This is a genomic window from Agrobacterium sp. 16-172Ci, assembly GCF_053522725.1.
This window is the reverse complement of sequence record NZ_JBNWBW010000001.1, coordinates 494,176-517,435: the sequence shown is the minus strand read 5'-3', so window position 1 is coordinate 517,435 and position 23,260 is coordinate 494,176. Positions and strand designations below refer to the sequence as shown.

Sequence of the window (23,260 nt, the reverse complement as noted above, 5' to 3'; positions counted from 1 at the left end):
TCATCTGTCCTCGTGAGAAGTATTATCTCTTCAGATTGATCAGGACGTCCATCAAATCCGATCCAGTCTGGAAGACTTTCGAATTCGCTGTGTAGATACGCTGGGATTCAATCATGTCGGTGAGTTCGCTGGCGATATCGACGTTCGAGCCTTCCAGCGCGCCCTTCTGGATGTAACCGAAGCTGCCGGTCTGCGCGAAGCCGATGGTCACGACACCCGACTCGTTGCTAGGCAGATAGACGTTACCGTTCTGCGGGCTGAGATTGTCGACGCTCGGCACCGTGGCTAGCGCCAGCTGGTAGATATTGCGGCGACCACCATCCTGATAGACCGCCGTCACCAGGCCATCCTTGCCGATTTCGACGTCCTTGATCTGGCTCGGGCCGTTACCGTTCAGAACAGCGGTGCCAGGCGTGAACTTCGAGGAGAACTGCGTCATCTGCGACAGGTCGATCTCGATCGCCTGCGCCACGCCGCTGTTGTTGTCATTAATCGTGATCGAGCTATCCGATCCGGTGGTGAGCTTGTTGGTGGCGGGATCGAAGGTCAGGGTGACCGTTTCCTTGACGAGCGTAGCCGGGGCGGTTGCCGTATAGGGGAAGCCGCCATCCGTCGACTGATCCTGACGATAAACGGACACTTCCCACTGCGGATTGCCGGACGCATCGTTGTCAATGCGCGTGTAATAGAAGTCGTAAAGAACCTTGGCTCCGCCGCTGTCGAACGCCGTGAGCGACGTCTTGCTGCCAACCGTCGACGTTGCGACGTTGGCACTTGGGCGCGATCCCGCAGCAACGATTGCCTCATCACGATTAAGGTTGGCCGGGAAGCTGCCCTGTGTGGAGGGAGACGCCGTCAGACCGAAGTCATTGATATTGATGGCTTCAAGGCCGGTAAAGCCGTTGACGACCGCAGCCGGCGGGTTGGCGCCGTAAGGGTAACCCATCAGCATGAAGCCTGCCGCATTCTCCAGATAACCTTCCGAATTCTTCTGGAAGGAGCCAGCGCGCGTGAGGTAGGGTGTGCCTGCACCGTCCTGAACCACGAAGAAACCGTTGCCCTGAACGGCAAGGTCGGTGCTGGAGGTGGTGTAGGAGAGGTTGCCCTGCTCCGAAATGCTGTAGCGAACGTTGGACTGCACGCCGCCGGACGCATAGCTGCCCGACGAGGAGGGCAGAACGAGCGAGGAGAACGACGTCGATGCGCGCTTGTAGCCGGTGGTGCTTGCATTGGCGATGTTGTCGCCCACGGTCCCCAGCTTGTTCGCCTGCGCATTCATGCCGGACACACCGGTTCGCATAGTGCCGAAAATACTCATTCAAAAACCCTCGTGGTCATCTTTCAGGGAGAAGGTAAAGCGTTTGGCTTGCGTGAAGCTGTCGGAAATACCGCGTTTGAAAAAGACCACGCGGGTCAATGAAAATCATTGCCAATCAATGCTGTAGCCGAGGAAACGTTTGGAATCGACCGGATCGTAGCCAAGCTTCTTACGCAGCTTCTTGCGCAGCTTGCTGATGTGGCTTTCAACGACGTTTTCTTCGACGTCGTCATCGAAGATGCCGTAGATGGCATTGAAAATCTGCGCCTTGGAAACGCGGCGTCCGCGATTGGCGATCAAATATTCGAGGATGCGGCGCTCACGGCGCGGCAAGGGGAACACTTCACCACCCACTTCCGGGTCGCGACCATCGGAGAAAACCCGGATCGGTCCAGCATCGGTGAAGTTCGAGATGACCTGCAATCGGCGACGGATCGCCGCCGCTCGTGCAAGGATTTCACGAGGGTGTACCGGCTTGCGCACGACGTCGTCGACGCCGCTGTCAAAAAGCGCCAGCGTCGATTCCAGCGAGGGCTGGTCGCTGACCGCGATCACCGGGGCCGTCGTGCGATCCCTGATCGCCTTCGGCAAAGAAAAGCTCCGGTCGCCCTGGCCGATCAGGAAGGCTTCCACAGCCGCAAGATCGCTTTCCGCCGCCGTCGAGACCCACTCCCCGAATTCGACCGGATCGAACCCGGTCGAGGGAATGCCCTCACGCCCAAATAGAGATGTATAGCCGTCTTTAACGAGCTCGCGCTCATCAACCACTACGATCATTCGTCCGCCTCCGAATCAGTGTGGTGTTTTCCAATGAGGCATTGGTACGAATCGGGCGATTCAGGGACAACTGTAGGAAATCATCGATAGATATTAATAATTGATTAACCATTTTGTGCCGATTTGATCTATATATAGTGGGTATTAACCATATATGGCACAAAATTTTTGTGTAGAAATTTCAAAATTCCGAAAAAACCGCTTGAAATGCCTTTTTTCGATCAATCTATCGCCACATTTCAAAATACGAGTCCCGCGGCGCCTGAAAGCAATTTCAGGTTGTTAACCGTCGCAGAAATTTTTCGCGTTGGCGGTCCATTTTCCGTAGCCCGTCGCCACCAGATTGGCGATGACACGACAGACATATTTCTTCTGCGCCGGATCATTGTTGGGGCCGGCATGATAGCGCGCGACCGCCATGGTCCAGGTTTCATGCCTGTTGTGGAGGTTGCGCAGAAACATGGCGGCATATTCCACATTGCGGCGAGGATCGAACATTTCCCGTGCGGATGCGAAGTTTTCGCCATGGAAGTAATGATTTATCTGCATGCATCCGAGGTCGATCAGCTTGGCGCCGTTGCGCTTCGCCGCTTCAAAAGTGGTCAAAGCCTCCTCGGTGGAGGAGGCAAATACCGGTTTTCCCTCGATATTCATGGCGTTGGGGTCGAGACGCCCCTTGCGGCCCGTTTCGGTCAGCCCCACCGAATAGAGAATTCCCTCCGGCACGCCATATTTGCGGGCCGCCGACTGGATCTCTCTTTCACAGACACCTGACGTTGCCGAAGCGGACGCGTTCTCAGAGGTAGACGCCATTGTCAGCAGAAGAGCGGGCAGAGCCAGAAACGCCATCCATGCCTTCATTATGCACCCCCAAATTATCGCCATTGCCTTGCCGGTCGCCCCGTGCTCCGGACTCGTCACGGTTGCGCCCGGCGGCGGCCTGCTGACCCTGCTGCTGCGCCTGCTGATTTTGCTGATTGTTGCCTTGTGTGCCCGTTTGGTCACTCTTGTCGGAAGAAGCGATGCTGATGGTGATGTTATCGACCGTCAGACCCTGCGCCTTGAGACCATCGAGGATGCTCTTGCTGTCTTCCTGGAGCTTTTTATAGGCCGCAACACTCTCCACCGTCATGTGAACGGCAAGCTCGTCACCGGCAAGCCGCAGCGACATTGTCACCGATCCAAGCTCGATCGGCGTCATGTGCAGCTTCAGCGTATGGACGACCTTGCCGGTGCTGCTCTGAGCCGCCGCATTGGACAGCGACGAACCGGGCTGCATGGCGCTCACCCATTCCGGATCGTTGACGATCAGGCCGGTCAGGGCCGACGCGTTGGTCGAGGGCGCCAGGCCGATGAACCGCCGCGAATCGAGAACCGTTATGGTGTCGGTCGCCTTGCCGGTGCTTTCGCGTGCATCGAACTCGACACGGCCTTCACGCTGAACGGTGCTCATATCCAGAGCCCGCGCCGCGCCTGAGCGCGGAGACGAAAAACGGAATGCCGAGGCATCCCCCTCGTTTTCCGAAGCAGAACCCGCCTCGTTACCGGCTGGTGCGATCCCTGTCGGCATGTCCTTGACCGAATGCTCGACCTTGCCTCGGACAGGTTCAGCGCGGTCTGATTTCACCGCGTCGGCCTTGCCGGCAATCGCCTGTGCAATTTCCTCAAGCGGTGTCTTGGCCGTCGCCATATCGGCGGTATTGGCTGTCACCAGCCGCAGTTCCGCCAGCTTCGGATCGATCGTATCGTCCGTCACCTCGGCGTCCTTGTCGGCGTCGTCCTTGAGCTTCTTGCCGGTCTTGCCGTTTTCCGGCGTTGTGCGGGCCGTTTTCACGGCGTTTTGAAACTCGGCCACCGTCTCCTGGGCACGACCTTCGCCGGCATGCTCGTTGACGATCACATTGAGAAATGTTGCGGGCCGCTTGACCGGGACATCCATCTTTTCCGCCTCGCCATCGGGCTGCGCCTGCTGCTCTTCAGCCGGGTTCTCGTCCTGCTGATGCCGCGAATGCAGCGCCTGCGGCGGGCGCTCGTCCCGAACCGTGGAAAGGACATCGCCGAAACTGCCGCCCTTGGCGTCGTCCCTGACGCTGGCGCTGCCGGCGCGCGGATCGGATGGCGGCGCATTCATTATCGCATTGATGGCTGCGTCGATCATGGTGCCCCCTCGCCTTTCTTCAACAGGCTGTCGATTTCATCGAGCTTGCTGCGACCGCTCGTCACGAGTTGCCGCACGTTGTCGCCCTCATCGTCAGCCTTCTGGGTTTCGACCCGCCATATGCTTCTTGCATCGGCAGCGTTCGCTTCGTTTTCGGGCGCATTCCGCCCGGTGTCCTTCGTGGCCGCAGTGTCGGCCTCGACGCCGGACTGCGGAGAAGGAGGACGAACCACCTGCTCGGCAATCGCTCTTGCCGCCTCCCGCAAGGCCCTGTCCCGATCCGAAAGCTGCGCTTCGGGAATCTGCCCTATTGTCTCGATTGCGCTCACCACATCGGGCGTGCCGATGTTGGAAAGGCTTTCATAGAGATTTGCCTGTACTTCCGGCTCACCCGGCAGCGCAGGAGATAGCGCCTTCGCCTTCAAAGCCGCCATGCGCGCCAGCGAATCCTTGCCGCTGATCGCCGCGAGGCGGGAAAGCCGCAGATAGGCTTCCTTCTGCCTCTCGGTATCCATCATGGCGAAGGTTTCCTGTATCGCCTCCTCCCCGATGGAATCGGCGCGCTTGACCACCAGCGAGACCAGAAGGTCCGCAAACTGGCTGGCATAGGGCGAATGCAGGAACCGCCGCGCATAACGCTGCGCATATTCGACGCCGCGTGCCGCATCGCCGTCCTCGACCGCGATGGCGAGCGAACGGCGCAATGCGGCCTCCTCGACGATGGTACCCGGCGCTTCGAGCCGGGCGATATCGTAAAAACCAAGCGCCGCCAGCGGATCGCGCGGGATCGTCACATTGCCGCCGATCAGCGCAAGGTAGGCGCCAATCCGCTTGCCGCGATATTCCGGCACCATCGCCGCAATGCTCTGCGCGACAAGCGTTCCCTTGCCGGAGAGGTATTTGCGCAGGATATCGGCAACGCGGCTGTCGAAATTGCCATCCACATCGCGCGCGACCAGCAGTTCCAGCGTGGCCGGATTGCCGCCGCTCATCGCATAGATGAGCGCCGCATCGACATTGCGCGGATCCTTGAAGATCGCCGAAGGCGCGCTCTTCAGCCGCTCGTCGATGGTCTGGAGTAGAAACCGCTGCATTTCCGAAGCGGAATGGTCGCCCATGGCGACCGAATCCTGCACGAATTGCAGTGAGCGCAGCATGGCATAAGGCATGAGATTATCTTGCGACTGCGAAAACGCCCTGCCCGGCTCGGAGCCGAGACCGCAAAGCGTCGCCGCAAGAAGAAGCCAGCGTTTCGAGGTTTTCGTCACACTCACCCCCGATCGGCCTCAAGCAGAATTTCGATGCGGCGGTTAGCGTCCGCCAGAGGGTCCGCCGGCACCTGCAATCTGCGGTCCGCAAAACCCGAGACCTGCTTTACCCGCTCTTCCGACAGGCCGCCGCGCACCAGCATGTAATAGGCGCTATGGGCGCGATCCATGGAAAGCCGCCAGTTGTCATTGGCCTCGCCCTTGAACTGCCGTCCGTCGGTATGGCCGCGTATCACCACGCTGCCACCGCGCTCCTGAAGCAGTTTGCCGATTTTTTCCATGGCCAGAACCATTTCACGCCGGGGAACGGCCGATCCGATATTGAACATCGGCGTTTCCGTCTGGTCGGAAATGGTGAGCAGCAATCCGCCTTCGGCCGGCGTCACCACCAGACCTTCGGAAAGCTTGCCGGTAATGCCGGATATCTGCTTCTCGATCTCTTCGCGCAGCGTGTCGGCCTTTTCCCAGTCGGCGTCGCTGGCCTTTTGCTCTGCATCGCTCGCCTGGCGCGGCTCGTCCGGCTTTGGCTGTGCAAGCGCTGCCTGCTCGGCCGCACCGGGGCGCTGCTGCGGCACAACGGCGGCGACTTCCATCGGTTTGCCGTCTTCCGCCTTGTCGGCCAGTGTCTCGGACGCCTTGAGCGCGACCGCCTGAGCGTTTTCGGCCGCATCCTCCTGCTTGTTCTCGGCGACTCGCTGCTGTTCGACCGGTTTCTGCGGCTGATCGGCGCGGGTGATTTTCACCTGCTGGGTCCAGAAATCAGGATCGAACGGATCGCGATAGGCTTCACCGCCGCTAGCGCCGGTCGCCGGGCCGGAATCGGCGGCGCCGCCCTCGCCCTTGGCGCTGACATTGGCCTGCTGTCCCACCTGCTGGGCGATTTCCGCCAGCACGGAATAGGGATTTTCGAAAAAGTCGGCTTCGGAGAAGTTCGACTGCTCACCGGTCTGCGAGGTCAGGTCTTCGCCAGTTGCCGCGGCCGAGCCTTTGGTGACCTTTTCCGCCTGGATGTTGGACTGGTCCTTCTTCTGGACGCCCTCTTCCTTGTCCACCGGCTTTTCCAGCCCCTTGGACGAGGGTTTCTCATCGGACAGCTTGATCGGGTTGAAATAGCTGGCGACCGAGGCCTTGGTTTCCTCATTGGCGGCATTGACCAGCCACATGACGAGGAAGAACGCCATCATCGCCGTCATGAAGTCGGCATAGGCGATTTTCCACGCACCGCCATGGGCGCCGTCATGACCGCCCTTGTGGCGCTTGACGATGATGATCTCGTTTTTACCGTGGTGGTGATTTTCGCCTTCACTCATTTCATCACCTTGCGAAGACTGGACGCCCAGGCGGACATGCGCGTCACGAACACGCTTTCACCCAACTCGACGGAAAGATCGATATCGGTGGTCTCGGTAAATTTCATCGTTTCTTCTTCAAAGCCCGGCTGCGTCTTCAGCCGCTCGAACAAATCTTTCGGGCCTTTCACGACAAGCGTGACCCCTTCGCCATCCGGCATGGCGCTACGCACCACATCCGCCAGCGCCGAGACTGCCTTCAGCGACAGCTTTTCCGTCAGGACCGGAGCAAGGATATTGGCGGTCTGTTCGCTGAGATTGGCCGCAATCGCGTCGATACCCTCGCGCAGACCACGGGACAGGGAAGCCGCAATTTCTTCGAGGTGCCCCGAACGCAGGGCCTCCAGCTCGGCCGCATGGGCGGCGATCAGCTCTTCCCGCTCCGCCTGCATCTTCTCGGTGATCTCGCGGGCAGCATCTTCGCGGCCGCGGTCATAGGCCGCCTGCTTCTCGCTCTCCACATCGACGGGAGCAAATTCGTCGAAACCTGAAGCGCCATCGGCAAAACCGGACAGGAAATCCGTATCGGCCAACGGGTCGCCGAAGGTCTGCGCCGCCGGTTGCGGTTGCGCTTCACCGAAGTCCTTGAGAAACCGTGCAATGGACGCGCTCATGCCTGCCCCCGGCAAAACAGGAGAAAGGGGCCAGACATGTTTCGTTGCCCGCGCGAATCGCAAAAGCCTCGCCGCATTTCCGGACGGAAAACCGGGGTCCACTTTTCCTGGAAATGCTCTAAGCCGTTTGGCGGCACCACCGTCATCCTCGCTACCCTGCCCGTCTCTTCCATGTTTCCCGGCCGGATCACGCCATGCGATCCGCCCCATATTGACCCGACGTTAGGTGTTCAAACTTGTGCGAGGATGAAGGCGGGCTCGATCAGGAAGCCTGCGCCAATTCATCCCCGCGTGCCAACGCCGGCCAGAGCCATTACTTGAAGAGCTGGAGGATATTTTCCGCATTGGCGTTGGCGATGGAGAGCGCCTGGATGCCGAGCTGCTGCTGCGTCTGCAGCGCCTTCAGCCTGGTCGATTCCTCGTTCATGTCGGCATCGACGAGACGGCCGATGCCCTTGTCGATCACATCCATCAGGCTGGAAACGAAGTTGTCCTGCATGCTGATGCGGCTCTGCAGCGAACCCAGGCTGGAAGCCGTGCTGGTCATCGCCTCAAGCTGCCCGTCGACGAAGGACATCATCATGTCGATGGCGTCTGCGTCGGTATAGGTCGTGCCACCGGCGGCAAAACCGCCCATGGCCGCGGCAACGATATCGAGATTGCCGAGATCGAGGGTGGAAACGGAAAAGCCGAGGGAACGAGCGGCTGAAGCCGCTCCGCTGCTGGTATCGTAAAACCAGTCGTTGCTGCTGGTGTCGCGATAGGCAGGAGAAACGGTGGTGCCGCCGCTCGACGGATCCGTCCCCGTCACCTTGACCCATACATTTTCGGCAAGGCGGAGATAATTGGCGGTGCCGTCGCTATAGACATTCGGATCCGTATTCGTATCCGTCGTTGCGGCATTCAGCGCGCCGATTTCTGCGTCGGTGAGCTTCGGTACGACAAAACCCGCCTGCGTCGCCGTGCCGGCGGTCGTCGAGGTCTGGGTGACTTCATATTCCGTCTTGCTGACGAAAACGGCGTTTTTGTCGAGAATGCCGAGCTTTCCGCCACTGAGGTCGAACAGGACGGTGCTGCTGTCGAGCGTGTAGTCAACGGTGGTGACCCCGACATTGCCCGAGCCAGTGCGGGTGAAGGATGCAACAACCTTTTTGGTGATCGATTCTTCAACCGGAGGCGTGCCACCGTTGCTGATACTGGCCTGCAGCCAGTTTTCACCCGAGAAGGAGGCCGATTCGGAGATGCTCTTCAGCTGTTCCTGAAGCTGCTTGATTTCATCCTGAATCTTGCTGCGGTCGGCACCCACGCCATAGGCGGCGACGAGCTTGGCCTTGATCTGCTTGACGACCTCGATCGTGCTTTCAAGCGCGTCATAGGCGGTATCGACCTTGGCGGCGCCCAGACCCAAAGCATCCTGCACGGCCGAAAGCGCATTATTGTCGGAGCGCATTGTCGTTGCAATGGACCAGTAGGCCGCGTTGTCCGCCGCAGTCTCGACACGATAGCCTGAAGACACGCGCGCCTGCGTCGTTTCCAGATTCTTGTCGATCATCCGCAGGGTTTGCAGCGCGGCCATTGCCGCCGCATTGGTCAAAATGCTGGTCATGGGGTCCACCCAACTCAAAATTTAAGAAAAAATCCGGCGCTGTGCCGACAACGAGCAGGGGCATCATGCGCATCGGCAATGGTCTGAACCGACCACCGCGACCTGCCGTTCGTTAACAAATCGTTAATACGATAGGTAACAAACAACGAGACTGATTTGCAAGGCGTTCCTCGCTTTCGCAGCCGGGTTTCGCATAAACCGGCAGGCTTCAGGCAAGCTCGGATTAAAACGCACCGGAATGAGGCTGCTGCGCCCGCGATTTCGGCGCGCGCAACGGAGATGACGGAAATAGGGAGCGGGTGATCCGGTTAAGCCGCTTCGCCCTGACGGGTGGGCACGAATCGGGCAGCCGTCAGGCTTTGACGAAGAAACTCGGTGTTCTCGTCCGGATTTTCCGAAGGATTCTGAAACGAGACGTGATTGATTTCAATCGCCGCATGTTCGTTGGCGAGCGTCAATCGCGCATAGACCGTGGCGCCCTTCGGCTTCAGTTCGAGATCGAGAACGATCTCCGGCGCGCCTTCCCATTCGAGCTTATATTCGCCGCCGGCGCCGAAATTGATCGTACCGGGATGATAATAAAGCTCCGCAGCCGATGAAACGAGGTCGGCGATACTGCCGTAGCACTCGAATCGAAGCAGCGAAATCAGGTCGGCCGGGTCTAACAATCGAAGTTCGGTGGCAATCGGGTTGATCGCCTCTGCGACGATCATTTCCCGCTGTTCGGAATAGGCGGATTTTTTCATTGGTTTTATTGAACCCGTATTTTCGATGACTTCATGGCGTAAACCCGGTGAACGAGCTCAGCCACAGCCTTGTAAAAGACTGGTGGAATCACACTATCTACCGAGACTTGCGCAAACATGGAGCGTGCAAGCGGCGGGTCTTCAAAAACGGGGATATTGTTTTCTTCCGCAATCTCGCGGATTTTCAATGCGATAAGGTCCTGACCCTTGGCGACGACGACAGGTGCGTCGCCTTCTTCGCGAACATAACGCAGCGCCACCGCAAAGTGTGTCGGGTTGGCGATGACGAGTGTGGCGCGCGGCACATTGTTGATCATGCGGCGGCGGGCACGGTCGCGGGCGATGGAGCGCTGGCGGGATTTGACCACGGGGTCGCCCTGCGACTGCTTGTATTCTTCCTTCACCTCATGCTTCGTCATCTTCAGCTGGCTGAACCAGTGGTGGCGCGTCCACAAAACGTCGACGGCGGCAAGCAGCGCGGTCGAAAGCAGAATAACGACCATCATCTTTTTGACGATCTCGACGACGCGGACGAAAATCACCTGCGGATCGGAGAACATCAGATCGATGAGGCTGTAAAAATCGCCACGCAGGGCAAGGAACATGATGACCGAAACGATCATGATCTTGAATACGGATTTGCCAAATTCAACGAAGCCCTGCTTGCTATAGATGCGCGTGAAGCCCTTCGCCGGCGAGACGCGCGACCATTGCGGACGCACCCGCTCAAGCACCGGCGACGGCAGGTTCTGGAAAAACGACGAGGCAAGCCCGAAGACGATGAACATGATCATCGCCGGCATGAGCAGATAGGCCATCGAGGTGCCGAGAAAATACAATAGCGACAGGGCATCCGGCCGGGTGCTGAGGTCCCACTGTTCCGGCTGGCCAAACAGGTCCTTCAATGTGACGCCAAGACGACCGGCGCCATCGGGCAGGAAGAAGACCAGGTAACAATAAAAGGCAAGCGAGGAGGCAAAGATCGGCACTTCGCGGGAAAAGGGAAGATTGCCCTTTTCCGCCGCATCGCGGAGTTTTTTCTCCGTCGGGGCTTCTGTTTTACTGTCCTTGTCCTGATCGTCTGCCAAGGCACGTCTCCGGGATCAAAAAAAGGCCCGCCGATCCCGGCAGGCCGTCATCCCCGAAACTAGCGTCCGTGACCGGCCATCGCAATGGCCGCTTCCGCCGTAAGGGCGGGTTATCAACCGGCTTCCGCTCAAGCGGCGGCCGGTTGTTCCTCCGCGGAAGCTTCCTTCAGCTGGATCTGGCCAGAATTGGCCAGCCGGATCGCTTCCTGCGCGACGGCGCGGCGTGCGATTGCCACTTCGCGGGTGTTGATCGAGGCCTGCGGCACCGCAAGGTCCGATTCGATCATGCGGCGCTGGCGCGGGCTGATGCTGGAGAGCACGCATTCCTTGATTTCCATCGTGGCGCCGCGCAGCGCCATCGTCAGAACATCGGCCGAGACATCGTTGAGCAGCAGGACGCGGCTGCGCTGCGGCATGAACATGAGGTCGTCGAAGAGGAAGATCTTCGGCTTGACCTTGTTTGCGGCTTCCTTGCTGAGCGTCTCGAGCGAGCTGAGCAACGTATCGACCTGCGGCTTGTCCAGTTCGTTCATCAGATCGGCAACCTTCGTGGAACCGCCGGCATTACGCTCGGCCTCGATTTCGTTGATGAGGTTGACCACACGCTTCTCGATGATCTGGGCAGCCGTCGGGCTGACTTCCTTCATATTGACGGTACGGTTCATGATATCGGCGCGCTGCTCTTCCGGAATGGTCAGGAGAACCTTAGCGCCGAAGGAAGAAGGCAGCATGGAGAGGATATAGGCGATGGTCTGCGGATGTTCGCGCAGCAGGAACTTGCCGACGAATTCCGGCTCAGCTTCCTGCAGGCGGTCCCAGATCGACGCTTCATAGGCCTGGAAGGCCGCGCGACGGCCAAGAAGGCTGTCCACCTCTTCAGGGGTGAGGCCCTCTTCGAGAATGCTCTCGATTGCCTTGGCATTGTCCATGAGGCCCGTTCCCTCGGTGAACAGGTCTTCGAATTCGGCGACTATCTGGGCAAGCTCATCGGGAGGAATGACACGCAGGGTCTGGGCCGAGGAAATGATCATCTGCAATTCGTGCTGCGTGAAAAATTTCAGCAGCTTGCCGGCGACGCCCTTGCCCATGGCAAGAAGCACCGCGGCCGCCTTGTCGGCCTGAGACAACGGTTTCCCTGCCAGGGGGTTACCGAAATCCTCGAAGTCCATCATGGTCTTTCCTCTCCGTCCCCACAGGGATCAGGCTTTCTTTGTACTCAGTACTTCAATCAATTTTACGCCGAAGCGCGTATCGTCGTCTTCCAGAACCGTTATTTCACCGCGCGCAATACGGCGGCCATTCACCATGATCTCGACCGGCTCGCCGATCTTGCGATCAAGCGCGATCGTTGCGCCCTCTTCAAGGCTCATCAGCCCCGAAACGAGCATTCTGCTGGTGCCAAGCACGATCTGGACATCGATCGGGATGTCCATGATCATTTCCATGTTTTCGGACAATCCGCTGCCAAGCGGCGCCTTAACGCCCGCAACCTGCGGGGCGGCGGCAAAATCATCCATCCCAAAATCGGCCGTTCCGCCACCGAAAGCGGAAAGGTCGGTATCCGTCGAGACCTCGTCCGTGCTGCCGAAATCGCCGAAGTCGCCGAAATCGGAGAGCGAACCTTCCGCATCCGTCTTGAGGACGCCACGCAGATCGCCGATAGCCTGGTCGAGGTCGCCGCCGTCTTCAAACGACGGCAACGCCGCATCATCGGTCACAGGTGTTTTCTTCGTAGCCATGCGCTGATTATTCCCTTTGAAACTTGCGTCAGCCTGCCCAGAACCCGAAAAGGCCAGGCAGGATTTAACCCATCAAATGTCGTAAGATCTCGTCGTCCGTGCTGACATTGTTCTTCACCCGAACCATGTAGCGGTCGCCGGACTTGCCGAATTCGCAATTGTAGAGCTTGGAACCGTTGGCGCTGACCTCGACGCCGATATCGTCCTGCTTCAGAGCCTGGAACGGGATGACATCACCGGCCACCAGCTTGGAAATCGTCCTGAGCGTCAGTGTTTCAAGCTTGATGCGCGCCTCGAGCGTGACCTGCGACCGCTTCACCTGCTCCGAGATCATCTCCATCCATTCCTCCTGCTTCTTCAGCGCCTGGGCTGAAGCCTTGGGGGCAACGATGGAGGTCTTGAGCAGGGGGCGCTGCGGCACGATCAGCGAGAATTCCGAGGATACCTTGCCGATAACGATCTTCATGCGGATGGTCACGCCGTAGAGGCCAGCGATCATCTCGTCGAAGGCGCTCTTTCCGTTGGAATTGAAGGGCGGCTCAATGGTCGCTTCAAAACCGCCCGGCGCGTTGACGCCGGAGCGCAGGACGCCTGCGATGCGGCCAAGAACCATGGCCGCGAGGTCGAGCTCGATATGGGACAGGCTGCGCTCGTCCGGTTCGCCGATCATGTCCGGCGACGCGCCCAGCATGCGCTCCATGAGCGCGATGACGAAGCCGTTGCCGACCGTCATCATGAAATTGGGGCACCAGTTGCGCAGGGAACAATCGGCAACCGCGACATTGCGCCCGACATTGGCGATCAGGTCGGTCATCAGTCCCGATTCGGAGCCGACATATTCGACGTCGATTGCGATGCCGGTCTCGCTGTGGAAGATATCAGGCAGGAATTCGCTGTAGAGATGGCCGATATCGGAACCGATCTTGGCGATTGTCTTGCGGTCGGACAGCCCTCCCGTCAATTTTGCGAGAAGGGCGGTGTCGATGGCGGGTGCTTGTTGCGCTGCAGCTTTTGCCATCGTCATGCCGCCTTGTTTTCGCCGCCGGGGTTCATCATCTCCTGTTCGACGGCGTCAATCGACGGCCGCTCGTAGTTGGAGATGGTCTTGCGGCCGTATTCGAGCGCGACCTGCGGCACCGAGCCGTTCATGTAGGCGATCAGCGTCTGCTTGACGATGATGTACAGGCGGTGCTGCTTGGTGCGGACGATCTTGACCTGGGACGCCAGCGGGTTGCAGATCGAATAGGACAGGATGATGCCGAGCATGGTGCCGACGAGTGCAGCACCGATCAGGCCGCCCAGCACTTCCGGCGATTCGTTGATCTTGCCCATGGCCTTGATGACGCCGAGAACCGCCGCGACGATACCGATGGCGGGGAAAGAATCGCCCATGGTGGTGATCGCGTGGTAAGGTTTCAGCTTGTCGTTCAGGATGGTCTCGATTTCCTCATCCATCAGCGCCTCGATTTCGTGGCTGCGGGCGTTGCCGATGATGATGAGGCGGACATAGTCACAGATGAACGAGGTCAGTTCCTTGTTTTTCAGAACCGAGGGCGCGCTCTGGAAGATCGAGGATTCTTCCGGATTGTCGATATGGGCCTCGATCTCGTTGCGCGATTTCGTGCGCAGATCGCGCATCAGCGAATAAAGCACGCCGAGCACGTCGAGATAGTTTCGCTCCTTCGGGACCGAATGCTTGAAGGCCTCGCCGAGCGCCTTGCCCGAGTCCTTCACGACCTTCATGGGGTTCGCCATGATGAAGCCGCCGAGACCGGCGCCGCCAATGATCATCAATTCGAACGGCTGAACAAGCACGTCCAGATGACCGCCCATCGCCATATAGCCGCCGATGATGCAGCCGAAGGTGATTATAAGTCCAATTACAATATTCATTGATCGACCACGCCCGAACAGTGTTCCATGCCCCCATGTCTAAAAAATGTGGCTTGCGTGAACCTGTCCGCAAAGCCTCTCCCGCGCTGCCGCCTCCAGCCAGTTTCGCACAAGCAAGCCACGGCACTATGCCGGCAAAGGCGGACGTGCGCCTTGAGATCGGGATCAAACGAGAGCGGCGGTTCAGTGACTTCCACCTACACCAGCTACAGACTGATCAGTCAGGATATCGGCAAATCGCTTGAGCGTGTGTCGGAGCAGCCCGACGTGGCGCGCGAGACCGAATATTACCGCGCGAAGATCGGCGATGTGAAATCCATCGACGACTTCATGGCCGATACGCGCCTTTACAATTACGCGCTGAAGGCCCACGGGCTCGAGGATATGGCCTATGCGAAGGCCTTCATCCGCAAGGTGCTGACGGAAGGCACCTCGGACAAGGACGCCTTCGCCAACAAGCTCTCCGACAGCCGTTATGCGGATTTTGCGAAGTCGCTGGATTTTGCCGGCCTGGGGGCCGCGGCGACCTCCACCGAGGCCGCCAAATCGGGCGTCATCGGCAAATACACCCGCCAGACGCTGGAACAGGAAGCGGGCGACGACAATAACGGCGTCCGGCTTGCCCTTTATTTCGAACGCAAGGCGTCAACCATTACATCCGGCCTCGACTTTCTGGCGGACGATGCGCTCGCGCAGGTGTTTCGCACGGCCTACAACCTTCCCGACGAGTTTGCAGCCGCCGATGTCGACAAACAGGCGGCGCTCATCGAAAAAGCCATCGATATCAATGATCTGCAGGATCCCGAAAAGGTCGGCAAGCTGCTCGAGCGTTTCACCATCATGTGGGAAATGCAGAACCCCTCCACGACCTATGATCCTCTTGCCGTTTTCGGCTCCTCCAGCGGCTACGGCATTTCCCCGGACCTGCTGATCTCCATCAACTCCCTGAAACTCGGAGGCAAATGATATGCAATCCGGACTATACGTCGCCCTGTCCTCGCAGATCGCGCTGGAGCGCCGTCTCACCACCATTTCCGACAATATGGCGAATGTGAACACGGTCGGCTTCCGCGGCTCCGAAGTGAAATTCGACGAAATGGTCGCCAAGAACCACAATGACATGAATGCCAGGGTGGCTTTCGTTTCGCAGGGCAACGACTATCTTTCCACCCGTCAGGGCGCTTTCGAGCAGACCGGCAACTCCTTCGATTTCGCCATCAAGGGCGACGCCTGGTTTTCGCTGGATACGCCCGATGGCCAGATTCTGACCCGCGACGGCCGCTTCACCATGCGTCCGGACGGCGCGCTCATCTCCTCGAACGGTTATCCCGTTCTCGATGCCGGCGGCGGTCCGATACAGCTCAATCCGAATGGCGGCCCGATCACCGTCGGTCTCGATGGCGCCATCCGGCAGAACGAAAACATCGTCGCCACCCTCGGCATCTTCCAGGCGGATTTCTCGCAAGGGTTCCTGCGTCATCCCAATAGCGGCGTGAAGCCGGTGGCCCAGCCGGTTCCGGTGATCAACAATCATGAAGTCGGCGTCGTTCAGGGTTATCTCGAACAGTCGAACGTCAACGGCATTTCCCAGATGACCCAGCTCATTCAGGTCAACCGCGCCTTTGAAAGCATCTCCTCGCTGATGCGCGATACCGAATCGACCTTCGGCGAAGGCATCAAGACGCTTGGCGGCGCGCGTTGAGGAACTGAGTAATGACAATGCCGGAATCCATGCTCTCGGCTGACGCCATTTCACCGAAGCTCGCACAGCTCGCCAGCTTGGCCGGGCATTATGCCGATCCGGAGTTTTCGGTGGCGCATGGCGGGCATGTCCGCACCATCGCCGCCGGGCACTATACGGTTTCCGGCCTGTCACGGCATGTGCGGCTCGGAGAATTCGTCGCCCATCGCAGCGCGACCGGCATTCATCTCGGCGAAGTCGTGCGCGTGGAGCCGGACATCTGCTATGTCTGCCCCATCGAGCCCGGCGAGCCGATCGGCATTCACGACACCGTCATCCGCAAGGGCGCCTTCCGCGTCTCGCCCGACGATAGCTGGTGCGGCCGCACCATCAATGCGCTCGGCGAACCGATCGACGGCCAGGGGCCGCTGGCATCAGGCATCGAGCGCCGTTCGATTTCCAACAATGCGCCGCCCTCAATGACGCGCAAAAGGGTGGAGACGCCTTTCAAGACCGGTGTGCGGGCAATCGATATCTTCTCGCCGCTTTGCCTCGGCCAGCGCCTCGGCATTTTCGCCGGTTCCGGTGTGGGCAAATCCACGCTGCTGTCGATGCTCGCCAAGGCAGACGCCTTCGACAAGGTGGTGATTGCTCTTGTCGGCGAACGCGGCCGTGAAGTGCGCGAATTCATCGAAGACACGATGGGCGAGAATATGAGCAAGTCCATCGCCGTTGTCGCGACGAGCGATGAAAGCCCGATGCTGCGCAAGATGGCGCCGCTTTCCGCCGTCACCATCGCCGAGCATTTTCGCGATCAGGGCGACAATGTCCTCTTGATCATCGACAGCGTGACGCGCTTTGCCCATGCCATCCGCGAAGTGGCGGTCGCTTCGGGCGAGCCGCCGGTGGCGCGCGGCTATCCGGCCTCGGTCTTCACCGAACTGCCGCGCCTTCTGGAGCGGGCAGGACCGGGCGCGGAAGGCACCGGCACCATCACCGCTATCGTCTCCATTCTGGTGGATGGCGACAATCACAACGACCCGATTGCCGATTCGACGCGCGGTATTCTCGATGGCCATATCGTGCTTGACCGCAGCCTTGCCGAAGAAGGCCGTTACCCGCCGATCAATCCGCTCGCCTCGATCTCGCGTCTCGCCAAGAAGGCCTGGACACCGGATCAGGAAAAGCTGGTGTCGCGCCTCAAGGCGCTGGTGCATCGCTTCGAGGAAACGCGCGATCTTCGCCTCATCGGCGGTTATCGGCCCGGCACCGATCCTGATCTCGACATGGCGGTGAAGCAGGTTCCGATCATCTACGAAACGTTAAAGCAGCTGCCGAACGAACCGGCGGCGCAGGATGCCTATGCTGATCTGGCGACCGCCTTGCGGAGCGGCGCGCAGAACGGTCAGCCGCAGGTAACTCCCAGAGCGAGAGGCTGACCCGTGAAGAAAAAACGGACCAACGATAGCCATGATGAAGACGTGCTGCCCAAGCCCGCTTTCTTCACGCCTGACCGTATTCTCGCATGGACAGGCATTACGCTTGCTGCCGCAGCAGCCTTCTTTCCCTGGTACGTTTTCTTCAACGAAGAAAAGTTCGGCATGAAAGTGGCGGGCGGCGACCGCACCCGCGATCTGCCCCATACCGGCCCGCGGGAAGTCTTCAGCGTTTCGCCGATGGCCATGACCAATCGCAACAAGGAAGACACCCCGCCGCCGGCGGAGTTGCCCGACATGCTGACGACGGCGACCGTGAACGCAGGCGGCAAGGAAAAGCAGAACAATCTGGCAGCCGGAATCGAGGACCAACCGTTCCCCGGCCAGACCTCCTTCCGTCTGCTGCATGTTTCCAACGGGCGCGCCCTGATCGAGGACGGTTCGGGCATGTATATGGTGAGGGTCGGTTCGACCCTGCCGGACAATGCGTTGCTGACGAAGATCGAACAGCGCAACGGCGAATGGCTGATAGAGACGTCTTCCGGCAAGACCTATCGTCCTGAAAAATAAAAGATTTTTCTCTGGTTCAAAAGGCGCGCCGCATCTGCCGGCGCGCCTTTTTTGTTTTTGGCAGGCCGCATCCATATCGGCGTCTTGCGCCGTTCCACGCCTTCTCCCCTCTCCGCAAGTCTGACGCAAGATTAGCCCCGTAGGTTCGGGCCATACGAGATGGAGAAGTCTATGCAACCGATTCAACTGTTCGATCTGGCATCCCGCCAAGCGGAATGGCTGAGCGTGCGGCAGGAAGTCGTGGCGACCAACATCGCCAACGCCAACACACCCAAGTTCCGCGCCAAGGATGTCAGCCCTTTCGAAGCGGTCATGCAGGCCACCAGCCAGCAGGTCGGCATGGCGAGGACCAACCCTGCCCACTTCGGCGAGAGCACACTCAGCGACAATATCGCGGTGCGCGACAACCCGGTCAATAACGAGATCGGCATGCAGGAATCGGGCAATTCGGTCGCGCTTGCGGAAGAAATGACCAAGACCGGCGAGATCAAGCGGCAGTACGAGCTGAACGCCAATCTCGTCAAATCCTTCCATCGCATGATGCTGATGACGGTTAAGAGGTAAGCCATGGATCCCTTGAGTGCGGCGAGCAAGATTGCCGGCAGCGGCCTGGAAGTGCAGTCCACACGACTGCGCATCGTCTCCGAAAACATCGCCAACGCCCGATCGACCGGCGACACCCCCGGCGCCGACCCCTATCGCCGCAAGACCATCACTTTCGGTTCAGAGCTGGACCGCGTCAGCGGCGTGGAACGCGTGACGGTGAAAAAGCTCGGCGTCGACCGTGGCGATTTCGTCAACGAGTACGATCCCGGCAACCCGGCCGCCGACAGCAACGGCATGGTGAAGATGCCGAACGTCAACATCCTGATCGAAATGGCGGACATGCGCGAAGCAAACCGCAGCTACGACGCCAATCTTCAGGTCATCCGCCAGACACGCGACCTCGTCGCCTCCACAATCGACCTTCTGAAGGCATCGCAATGATCGACGGTATCAAACAAGTCAGTTCCCTTTCGCTCACCCGCGGCGCAAGCGGCATTTCCTCGCTGACGGAAAGCGTTTTCGGCAGCGAGCAGACGACGCCCGCCCAGCAGACGGGCGCAAGCTTCGCCAGCGTTCTCGGCAATATCTCGGTGGATGCGATGAACAATCTGAAGAAGGCGGAAGTCGCTTCCTTCGAAGGCATTCAGGGCAAGGCGAATACGCGTGAAGTGGTCGATGCCATGCTTTCGGCCGAACAGTCGCTGCAAACCGCCATCGCGCTCCGAGACAAGATCGTGTCGGCCTATCTCGACATTACCAAGATGCAGATCTAGCCCAGCAGGAATATTGACATGAGAGCTCTTGCCATCGCTGCCACCGGTATGGACGCCCAGCAGACCAATCTGGAAGTCATCGCCAACAACATCGCCAATATCAACACCACCGGTTACAAGCGCGCGCGTGCGGAGTTCACCGATCTTCTTTACCAGACCGAGCGCATGCAGGGCGTGCCGAACCGCGCCAACCAGGCGATCGTGCCCGAAGGCGCCAATATCGGCCTCGGCGTGCAGACCTCGGCCGTGCGCAACATCCACACCCAGGGCAACCTGATCGAGACCGGCAACAAGCTGGACGTGGCGATCATCGGCCAGGGCTGGTTCCAGATCGAGGCGGCGGACGGTTCGACGCTCTACAGCCGCGCCGGCGCCTTCAACAAGAATGCTGACGGCAATCTCGTGACGATCGATGGCTATAACGTCATTCCGAACATCAATATCCCGACCGATGCGCAGGACATCACCGTTACCCGCACGGGCCAGGTGACCGCCCGTATCGGCAATGCCACGGAATTCACCGAACTCGGCCAGCTCACCATCGCCAACTTTGCCAACGAAGCCGGCCTGAAGCCGCTCGGCGACAACCTCTTTGCCCAGACGCCGGCCTCCGGCGACGCCGTCATCGGCGTGCCCGACGATCCGAGCTATGGCTACATCAAGCAATCCTACCTCGAAGGCTCGAACGTCGACGCCGTCAAGGAAATCACCGACCTCATCACGGCGCAGCGCGCCTACGAGATGAATTCCAAGGTCATCACCACCGCTGACGAAATGGCTTCGATTGTCAGCAAGAACCTGAAGTAAGAACGGAAAGGCAGGCGAACATGAGGTTTGGCCGGAAACATAGCAGCAGCAGAACGGCGCTCGTCCGTATATGCCTTGCGTCTGCCTTTTCACTGGGCGCCCTGACGCCCGCTCTTGCCCAGGCGCCGATGGCGCTGGTTCCCACCCGCACGATCTATCCGGGCGAGACTATCACGCCCGAACAGGTGAAGCCGGTGGAAGTGACCAATCCCAATATTTCCTCGGGTTATGCGAGCGATATCAGCGAAGTGGAAGGCATGATCTCCAAGCAGACCCTGCTTCCCGGACGCACGATCCCCGTTGCCGCCCTGCGCGAACCCTCGCTTGTGGTGCGCGGCACCAGCGTCAAACTCGTCTTCACCATCGGCAACATGACGCTGATGGCTTCGGGAACGCCGATGACCGACGGCTCGCTCGGCGAAATCGTGCGGGTGCGCAACATCGATTCCGGCGTCATCGTCAACGGCACGGTCATGAAGGACGGAACCATTCAGGTGATGGCGAAATGAGAGCGCTTCGTATCCTGGCCGCGGCCATTCTGTTTTCGGCCCAGCCCTTCCTTTCCGTTCCGGCAGCGCACGCGGATACATCCCGCATCAAGGATATTGCATCGCTGCAGGCGGGGCGTGACAACCAGCTGATCGGTTACGGTCTCGTGGTCGGCCTGCAGGGCACGGGCGACAGCCTGCGCTCCTCGCCGTTTACCGAGCAATCCATGCGCGCGATGCTGCAGAATCTCGGCATAACCACGCAGGGCGGCCAGTCGAACGCCAAGAACATCGCCGCCGTGATGGTGACGACCAATCTGCCGCCCTTCGCCAGCCCCGGCAGCCGTGTCGACGTGACGGTCAGCTCGCTGGGCGACGCCTCGTCGCTGCGCGGCGGCACGCTCATCATGACCTCCCTTTCCGGCGCGGACGGGCAGATTTACGCAGTCGCCCAAGGGGCGCTGATCGTCAACGGCTTTTCCGCCCAGGGCGATGCCGCGACGCTGACGCAGGGCGTCACGACCTCTGCCCGCGTGCCAAACGGCGCGATCATCGAGCGGGAGCTGCCGTCCAAGTTCAAGGATTCGGTCAATCTGGTCCTTCAATTGCGCAATCCCGATTTTTCGACAGCGGTGCGCGTCGCCGATGTCGTCAACGCCTTTGCGCGCGCCCGTTATGGCGATCCCATCGCCGAGCCGCGCGATTCGCAGGAAATCGCGGTGCAGAAGCCCCGTGTCGCGGATCTGACCCGGCTGATGGCGGAAATCGAAAACCTGACCGTAGAAACGGATACGCCGGCCAAGGTCGTCATCAACGAGCGCACCGGCACGATCGTCATCGGCGCGGATGTGCGCATCTCCCGCGTCGCCGTCAGCTACGGAACGCTGACCGTGCAGGTAACGGAAACGCCGCAGGTCATCCAGCCGGCGCCCTTCTCACGCGGCCAGACGGCCGTTCAGCCGCAGACGGATATCATGGCATTGCAGGAAGGCAGCAAGGTTGCCATCGTCGAAGGGCCTGACCTTCGCACGCTGGTTGCCGGTCTCAACAGCATCGGGCTCAAGGCGGACGGTATCATCGCCATTCTGCAAGGCATCAAATCCGCCGGCGCCCTTCAGGCGGAGCTTGTGCTGCAATGATGGAAACTCGGAAGAACAACTCTTTCCCGAACGGCCTTGTCCGCTTCGCGGCCGTCGCCTCGCTGCTTTTCCTGCTTCCCGCTGCTGGCGCGGAAAGCCAGCAGAACGTGGTTTCGGAACTCAGCACGCAGGATGAAATCCAGAAATTCTGCACCAACATCGCCGATGCGGCCCGCGACCAGCGCTATCTGCTGCAAAAGCAGGAGCTGGAAAAGCTGCAGTCCGACGTCAATGAGCGCATTGCCGTGCTGGAAGACCGCAAGGCGGAATATGAGGACTGGCTGGCCCGCCGCGAACATTTCCTCAATCAGGCGAAAAGCAATCTCGTCGATATCTACAAGACGATGAAGGCCGATGCCGCCGCGCCGCAGCTCGAAAAGATGCATGTGGAAATAGCGGCCGCCATCATCATGCAGCTGCCCCCGCGCCAGTCGGGCCTCATCCTCAGCGAGATGGATGCGCAGAAGGCCGCCGTCGTCGCCGGCATCATGTCGCAGGCAACCGATAAAAACACTTCGAAGGATCCTTCATGAGCACGCGTCGTCTTCCGGCCCTCCTCCTGCCGCTCGCCTTGCTTGCCGGCTGCCAGAACAACCAGACCCTGAAGGAAATCGGCAACGCACCCGCGATGAGCCCGATCGGCAGCGGCCTGCAATTCAGCCAGACGCCGCAGATGGGCATGTATCCGAAGCAGCCGAAGCACATGGCGAGCGGCTATTCGCTGTGGAGCGACAGCCAGGGCGCCCTGTTCAAGGATCTGCGCGCGCTCAACATCGGCGACATCCTGACCGTCAACATCCAGATCAACGACAAGGCCGACTTCGACAACGAGACCGAGCGCAACCGCACCAATTCCAGTGGGCTGAACTGGAAGGCCAAAGCTCAGATTCTGGGATGGACGCCGGATGCGGATTCCAGCATCAATTACGGTTCCGACACCGACACCCAGGCAAAGGGCAAGACCAAGCGTTCTGAAAAGCTGACGCTGCTGGTGGCCGCCGTGGTGACCGGCATTCTGGAAAACGGCAACCTCATCATCAGCGGTTCGCAGGAAGTGCGCGTCAACCACGAAATCCGCATCCTCAATGTCGGCGGTATCGTCAGGCCGCAGGATGTGGATGCACAGAACATGATCTCCTACGAGCGCATCGCCGAAGCGCGCATCTCCTATGGCGGTCGCGGACGTCTGACGGAAGTGCAGCAGCCCCCGGTCGGGCAACAGGTCGTCGACCTGTTCTCGCCGCTCTGACCTCGGCACACGGGA

General features: G+C 59.6%; 25 protein-coding genes and 1 pseudogene. 12 read left to right on the top strand and 14 right to left on the bottom strand.

Annotation, left to right across the window (positions count from 1 at the left end; translation table 11 throughout):
- Window positions 1-22 precede the first annotated feature (22 nt).
- The 14 genes from ACQZ40_RS02620 to motA all read right to left on the bottom strand — a co-directional run bounded on the left by ACQZ40_RS02620 (window position 23) and on the right by motA (window position 14,556).
- Window positions 23-1,318, bottom strand: a complete 1,296-nt coding sequence (locus tag ACQZ40_RS02620; RefSeq protein WP_065654448.1) for a flagellar hook protein FlgE — start codon at window positions 1,316-1,318, stop codon at window positions 23-25.
- Window positions 1,319-1,423: 105 nt separating this feature from the next.
- Complete coding sequence (locus ACQZ40_RS02615; protein ID WP_004432529.1) at window positions 1,424-2,095, bottom strand: response regulator transcription factor; 672 nt, start codon at window positions 2,093-2,095, stop codon at window positions 1,424-1,426.
- A gap of 282 nt (window positions 2,096-2,377) precedes the next feature.
- Window positions 2,378-2,944: a lytic transglycosylase domain-containing protein gene (locus ACQZ40_RS02610; protein WP_059760571.1), complete on the bottom strand. Its 567-nt coding sequence runs from the start codon at window positions 2,942-2,944 to the stop codon at window positions 2,378-2,380.
- Entirely contained in the window at window positions 2,892-4,253 is a 1,362-nt protein-coding gene (gene fliK / locus ACQZ40_RS02605; protein ID WP_448747345.1) for a flagellar hook-length control protein FliK, read from the bottom strand. Before fliK ends, ACQZ40_RS02610 begins: the two co-directional genes overlap by 53 nt.
- Complete coding sequence (motC, locus tag ACQZ40_RS02600) at window positions 4,250-5,527, bottom strand: chemotaxis protein MotC (RefSeq protein WP_125144810.1); 1,278 nt, start codon at window positions 5,525-5,527, stop codon at window positions 4,250-4,252. The genes fliK and motC overlap by 4 nt, the downstream gene beginning before the upstream one ends.
- Complete coding sequence (locus ACQZ40_RS02595) at window positions 5,524-6,831, bottom strand: MotB family protein (protein ID WP_448747344.1); 1,308 nt, start codon at window positions 6,829-6,831, stop codon at window positions 5,524-5,526. The genes motC and ACQZ40_RS02595 overlap by 4 nt, the downstream gene beginning before the upstream one ends.
- Window positions 6,828-7,484, bottom strand: coding sequence for a hypothetical protein (locus ACQZ40_RS02590; RefSeq protein ID WP_174035621.1), 657 nt, complete (start codon window positions 7,482-7,484; stop codon window positions 6,828-6,830). Before ACQZ40_RS02590 ends, ACQZ40_RS02595 begins: the two co-directional genes overlap by 4 nt.
- A gap of 313 nt (window positions 7,485-7,797) precedes the next feature.
- Window positions 7,798-9,090, bottom strand: coding sequence for a flagellin N-terminal helical domain-containing protein (locus ACQZ40_RS02585; protein WP_448747343.1), 1,293 nt, complete (start codon window positions 9,088-9,090; stop codon window positions 7,798-7,800).
- Window positions 9,091-9,398: 308 nt separating this feature from the next.
- The gene (locus ACQZ40_RS02580) at window positions 9,399-9,836 is read right to left on the bottom strand and encodes a hypothetical protein (RefSeq protein WP_004432518.1); all 438 of its coding nucleotides are present in this window, start codon (window positions 9,834-9,836) and stop codon (window positions 9,399-9,401) included.
- A 5-nt stretch (window positions 9,837-9,841) separates the two neighbouring features.
- Window positions 9,842-10,924: a flagellar biosynthesis protein FlhB gene (gene flhB, locus ACQZ40_RS02575; protein WP_004432517.1), complete on the bottom strand. Its 1,083-nt coding sequence runs from the start codon at window positions 10,922-10,924 to the stop codon at window positions 9,842-9,844.
- 128 nt (window positions 10,925-11,052) lie between these two features.
- Window positions 11,053-12,096, bottom strand: a complete 1,044-nt coding sequence (fliG, locus tag ACQZ40_RS02570) for a flagellar motor switch protein FliG (RefSeq protein WP_020811423.1) — start codon at window positions 12,094-12,096, stop codon at window positions 11,053-11,055.
- A gap of 27 nt (window positions 12,097-12,123) precedes the next feature.
- Window positions 12,124-12,663 carry a flagellar motor switch protein FliN gene (gene fliN, locus ACQZ40_RS02565; protein WP_065654454.1) on the bottom strand — a complete coding sequence of 180 codons (540 nt, stop codon included), beginning with the start codon at window positions 12,661-12,663 and terminating at the stop codon, window positions 12,124-12,126.
- Window positions 12,664-12,727: 64 nt separating this feature from the next.
- Window positions 12,728-13,687: a FliM/FliN family flagellar motor switch protein gene (locus tag ACQZ40_RS02560; protein WP_065654455.1), complete on the bottom strand. Its 960-nt coding sequence runs from the start codon at window positions 13,685-13,687 to the stop codon at window positions 12,728-12,730.
- Window positions 13,684-14,556, bottom strand: a complete 873-nt coding sequence (gene motA, locus ACQZ40_RS02555) for a flagellar motor stator protein MotA (protein WP_020010426.1) — start codon at window positions 14,554-14,556, stop codon at window positions 13,684-13,686. The genes ACQZ40_RS02560 and motA overlap by 4 nt, the downstream gene beginning before the upstream one ends.
- Window positions 14,557-14,742: 186 nt before the next feature.
- Between motA and ACQZ40_RS02550 the strand changes: the two genes are divergently transcribed.
- The 12 genes and pseudogenes from ACQZ40_RS02550 to flgH all read left to right on the top strand — a co-directional run bounded on the left by ACQZ40_RS02550 (window position 14,743) and on the right by flgH (window position 23,245).
- A complete protein-coding gene (locus ACQZ40_RS02550; RefSeq protein ID WP_448747376.1) occupies window positions 14,743-15,522 on the top strand; it encodes a DUF1217 domain-containing protein in 780 nt (259 codons plus the stop codon).
- A 1-nt stretch (window position 15,523) separates the two neighbouring features.
- Window positions 15,524-16,258 (top strand): flagellar basal-body rod protein FlgF, encoded by a 735-nt coding sequence (flgF, locus tag ACQZ40_RS02545; protein WP_448747342.1) that lies wholly within the window; start codon window positions 15,524-15,526, stop codon window positions 16,256-16,258.
- Window positions 16,259-16,269: 11 nt separating this feature from the next.
- Window positions 16,270-17,676, top strand: a complete 1,407-nt coding sequence (fliI, locus tag ACQZ40_RS02540; RefSeq protein ID WP_078051257.1) for a flagellar protein export ATPase FliI — start codon at window positions 16,270-16,272, stop codon at window positions 17,674-17,676.
- Window positions 17,677-17,718: 42 nt separating this feature from the next.
- Complete coding sequence (locus ACQZ40_RS02535; RefSeq protein ID WP_374996852.1) at window positions 17,719-18,243, top strand: hypothetical protein; 525 nt, start codon at window positions 17,719-17,721, stop codon at window positions 18,241-18,243.
- 171 nt (window positions 18,244-18,414) lie between these two features.
- Window positions 18,415-18,807, top strand: a complete 393-nt coding sequence (flgB, locus tag ACQZ40_RS02530) for a flagellar basal body rod protein FlgB (protein WP_004432502.1) — start codon at window positions 18,415-18,417, stop codon at window positions 18,805-18,807.
- Between the two features lie 3 nt (window positions 18,808-18,810).
- The gene (gene flgC / locus ACQZ40_RS02525) at window positions 18,811-19,230 is read left to right on the top strand and encodes a flagellar basal body rod protein FlgC (protein ID WP_004432501.1); all 420 of its coding nucleotides are present in this window, start codon (window positions 18,811-18,813) and stop codon (window positions 19,228-19,230) included.
- Window positions 19,227-19,562, top strand: coding sequence for a flagellar hook-basal body complex protein FliE (locus ACQZ40_RS02520; protein WP_020811276.1), 336 nt, complete (start codon window positions 19,227-19,229; stop codon window positions 19,560-19,562). Before flgC ends, ACQZ40_RS02520 begins: the two co-directional genes overlap by 4 nt.
- 18 nt (window positions 19,563-19,580) lie before the next feature.
- Window positions 19,581-20,369: a flagellar basal-body rod protein FlgG gene (flgG, locus tag ACQZ40_RS02515; protein ID WP_004432499.1), complete on the top strand. Its 789-nt coding sequence runs from the start codon at window positions 19,581-19,583 to the stop codon at window positions 20,367-20,369.
- Window positions 20,370-20,389: 20 nt separating this feature from the next.
- Window positions 20,390-20,878 (top strand): flagellar basal body P-ring formation chaperone FlgA, encoded by a 489-nt coding sequence (gene flgA / locus ACQZ40_RS02510; RefSeq protein WP_059760559.1) that lies wholly within the window; start codon window positions 20,390-20,392, stop codon window positions 20,876-20,878.
- Between the two features lie 62 nt (window positions 20,879-20,940).
- A pseudogene (locus ACQZ40_RS02505) lies at window positions 20,941-21,996 on the top strand (flagellar basal body P-ring protein FlgI); the annotation flags it as partial.
- Window positions 21,993-22,529: a MotE family protein gene (locus ACQZ40_RS02500; RefSeq protein WP_078051261.1), complete on the top strand. Its 537-nt coding sequence runs from the start codon at window positions 21,993-21,995 to the stop codon at window positions 22,527-22,529. The pseudogene ACQZ40_RS02505 and the gene ACQZ40_RS02500, both read left to right, overlap by 4 nt.
- Window positions 22,526-23,245 carry a flagellar basal body L-ring protein FlgH gene (gene flgH, locus ACQZ40_RS02495; protein ID WP_078051262.1) on the top strand — a complete coding sequence of 240 codons (720 nt, stop codon included), beginning with the start codon at window positions 22,526-22,528 and terminating at the stop codon, window positions 23,243-23,245. The genes ACQZ40_RS02500 and flgH overlap by 4 nt, the downstream gene beginning before the upstream one ends.
- The last annotated feature ends 15 nt before the right edge of the window (window positions 23,246-23,260 follow it).

Excerpts from the sequence above, each read along its gene's own strand:
- ACQZ40_RS02620 (WP_065654448.1), bottom strand. The coding sequence starts at position 1,318 with ATGAGTATTTTCGGCACTATGCGAACCGGTGTGTCCGGCATGAATGCG.
- ACQZ40_RS02615 (WP_004432529.1), bottom strand. The coding sequence starts at position 2,095 with ATGATCGTAGTGGTTGATGAGCGCGAGCTCGTTAAAGACGGCTATACA.
- ACQZ40_RS02610 (WP_059760571.1), bottom strand. The coding sequence starts at position 2,944 with ATGGCGTTTCTGGCTCTGCCCGCTCTTCTGCTGACAATGGCGTCTACC.
- fliK (WP_448747345.1), bottom strand. The coding sequence starts at position 4,253 with ATGATCGACGCAGCCATCAATGCGATAATGAATGCGCCGCCATCCGAT.
- ACQZ40_RS02595 (WP_448747344.1), bottom strand. The coding sequence starts at position 6,831 with ATGAGTGAAGGCGAAAATCACCACCACGGTAAAAACGAGATCATCATC.
- ACQZ40_RS02590 (WP_174035621.1), bottom strand. The coding sequence starts at position 7,484 with ATGAGCGCGTCCATTGCACGGTTTCTCAAGGACTTCGGTGAAGCGCAA.
- ACQZ40_RS02585 (WP_448747343.1), bottom strand. The coding sequence starts at position 9,090 with ATGACCAGCATTTTGACCAATGCGGCGGCAATGGCCGCGCTGCAAACC.
- ACQZ40_RS02580 (WP_004432518.1), bottom strand. The coding sequence starts at position 9,836 with ATGAAAAAATCCGCCTATTCCGAACAGCGGGAAATGATCGTCGCAGAG.
- fliG (WP_020811423.1), bottom strand. The coding sequence starts at position 12,096 with ATGATGGACTTCGAGGATTTCGGTAACCCCCTGGCAGGGAAACCGTTG.
- fliN (WP_065654454.1), bottom strand. The coding sequence starts at position 12,663 with ATGGCTACGAAGAAAACACCTGTGACCGATGATGCGGCGTTGCCGTCG.
- ACQZ40_RS02560 (WP_065654455.1), bottom strand. The coding sequence starts at position 13,687 with ATGACGATGGCAAAAGCTGCAGCGCAACAAGCACCCGCCATCGACACC.
- motA (WP_020010426.1), bottom strand. The coding sequence starts at position 14,556 with ATGAATATTGTAATTGGACTTATAATCACCTTCGGCTGCATCATCGGC.
- flgF (WP_448747342.1), top strand. The coding sequence starts at position 15,524 with ATGCAATCCGGACTATACGTCGCCCTGTCCTCGCAGATCGCGCTGGAG.
- fliI (WP_078051257.1), top strand. The coding sequence starts at position 16,270 with ATGACAATGCCGGAATCCATGCTCTCGGCTGACGCCATTTCACCGAAG.
- flgB (WP_004432502.1), top strand. The coding sequence starts at position 18,415 with ATGCAACCGATTCAACTGTTCGATCTGGCATCCCGCCAAGCGGAATGG.
- flgC (WP_004432501.1), top strand. The coding sequence starts at position 18,811 with ATGGATCCCTTGAGTGCGGCGAGCAAGATTGCCGGCAGCGGCCTGGAA.
- ACQZ40_RS02520 (WP_020811276.1), top strand. The coding sequence starts at position 19,227 with ATGATCGACGGTATCAAACAAGTCAGTTCCCTTTCGCTCACCCGCGGC.
- flgG (WP_004432499.1), top strand. The coding sequence starts at position 19,581 with ATGAGAGCTCTTGCCATCGCTGCCACCGGTATGGACGCCCAGCAGACC.
- flgA (WP_059760559.1), top strand. The coding sequence starts at position 20,390 with ATGAGGTTTGGCCGGAAACATAGCAGCAGCAGAACGGCGCTCGTCCGT.
- ACQZ40_RS02500 (WP_078051261.1), top strand. The coding sequence starts at position 21,993 with ATGATGGAAACTCGGAAGAACAACTCTTTCCCGAACGGCCTTGTCCGC.
- flgH (WP_078051262.1), top strand. The coding sequence starts at position 22,526 with ATGAGCACGCGTCGTCTTCCGGCCCTCCTCCTGCCGCTCGCCTTGCTT.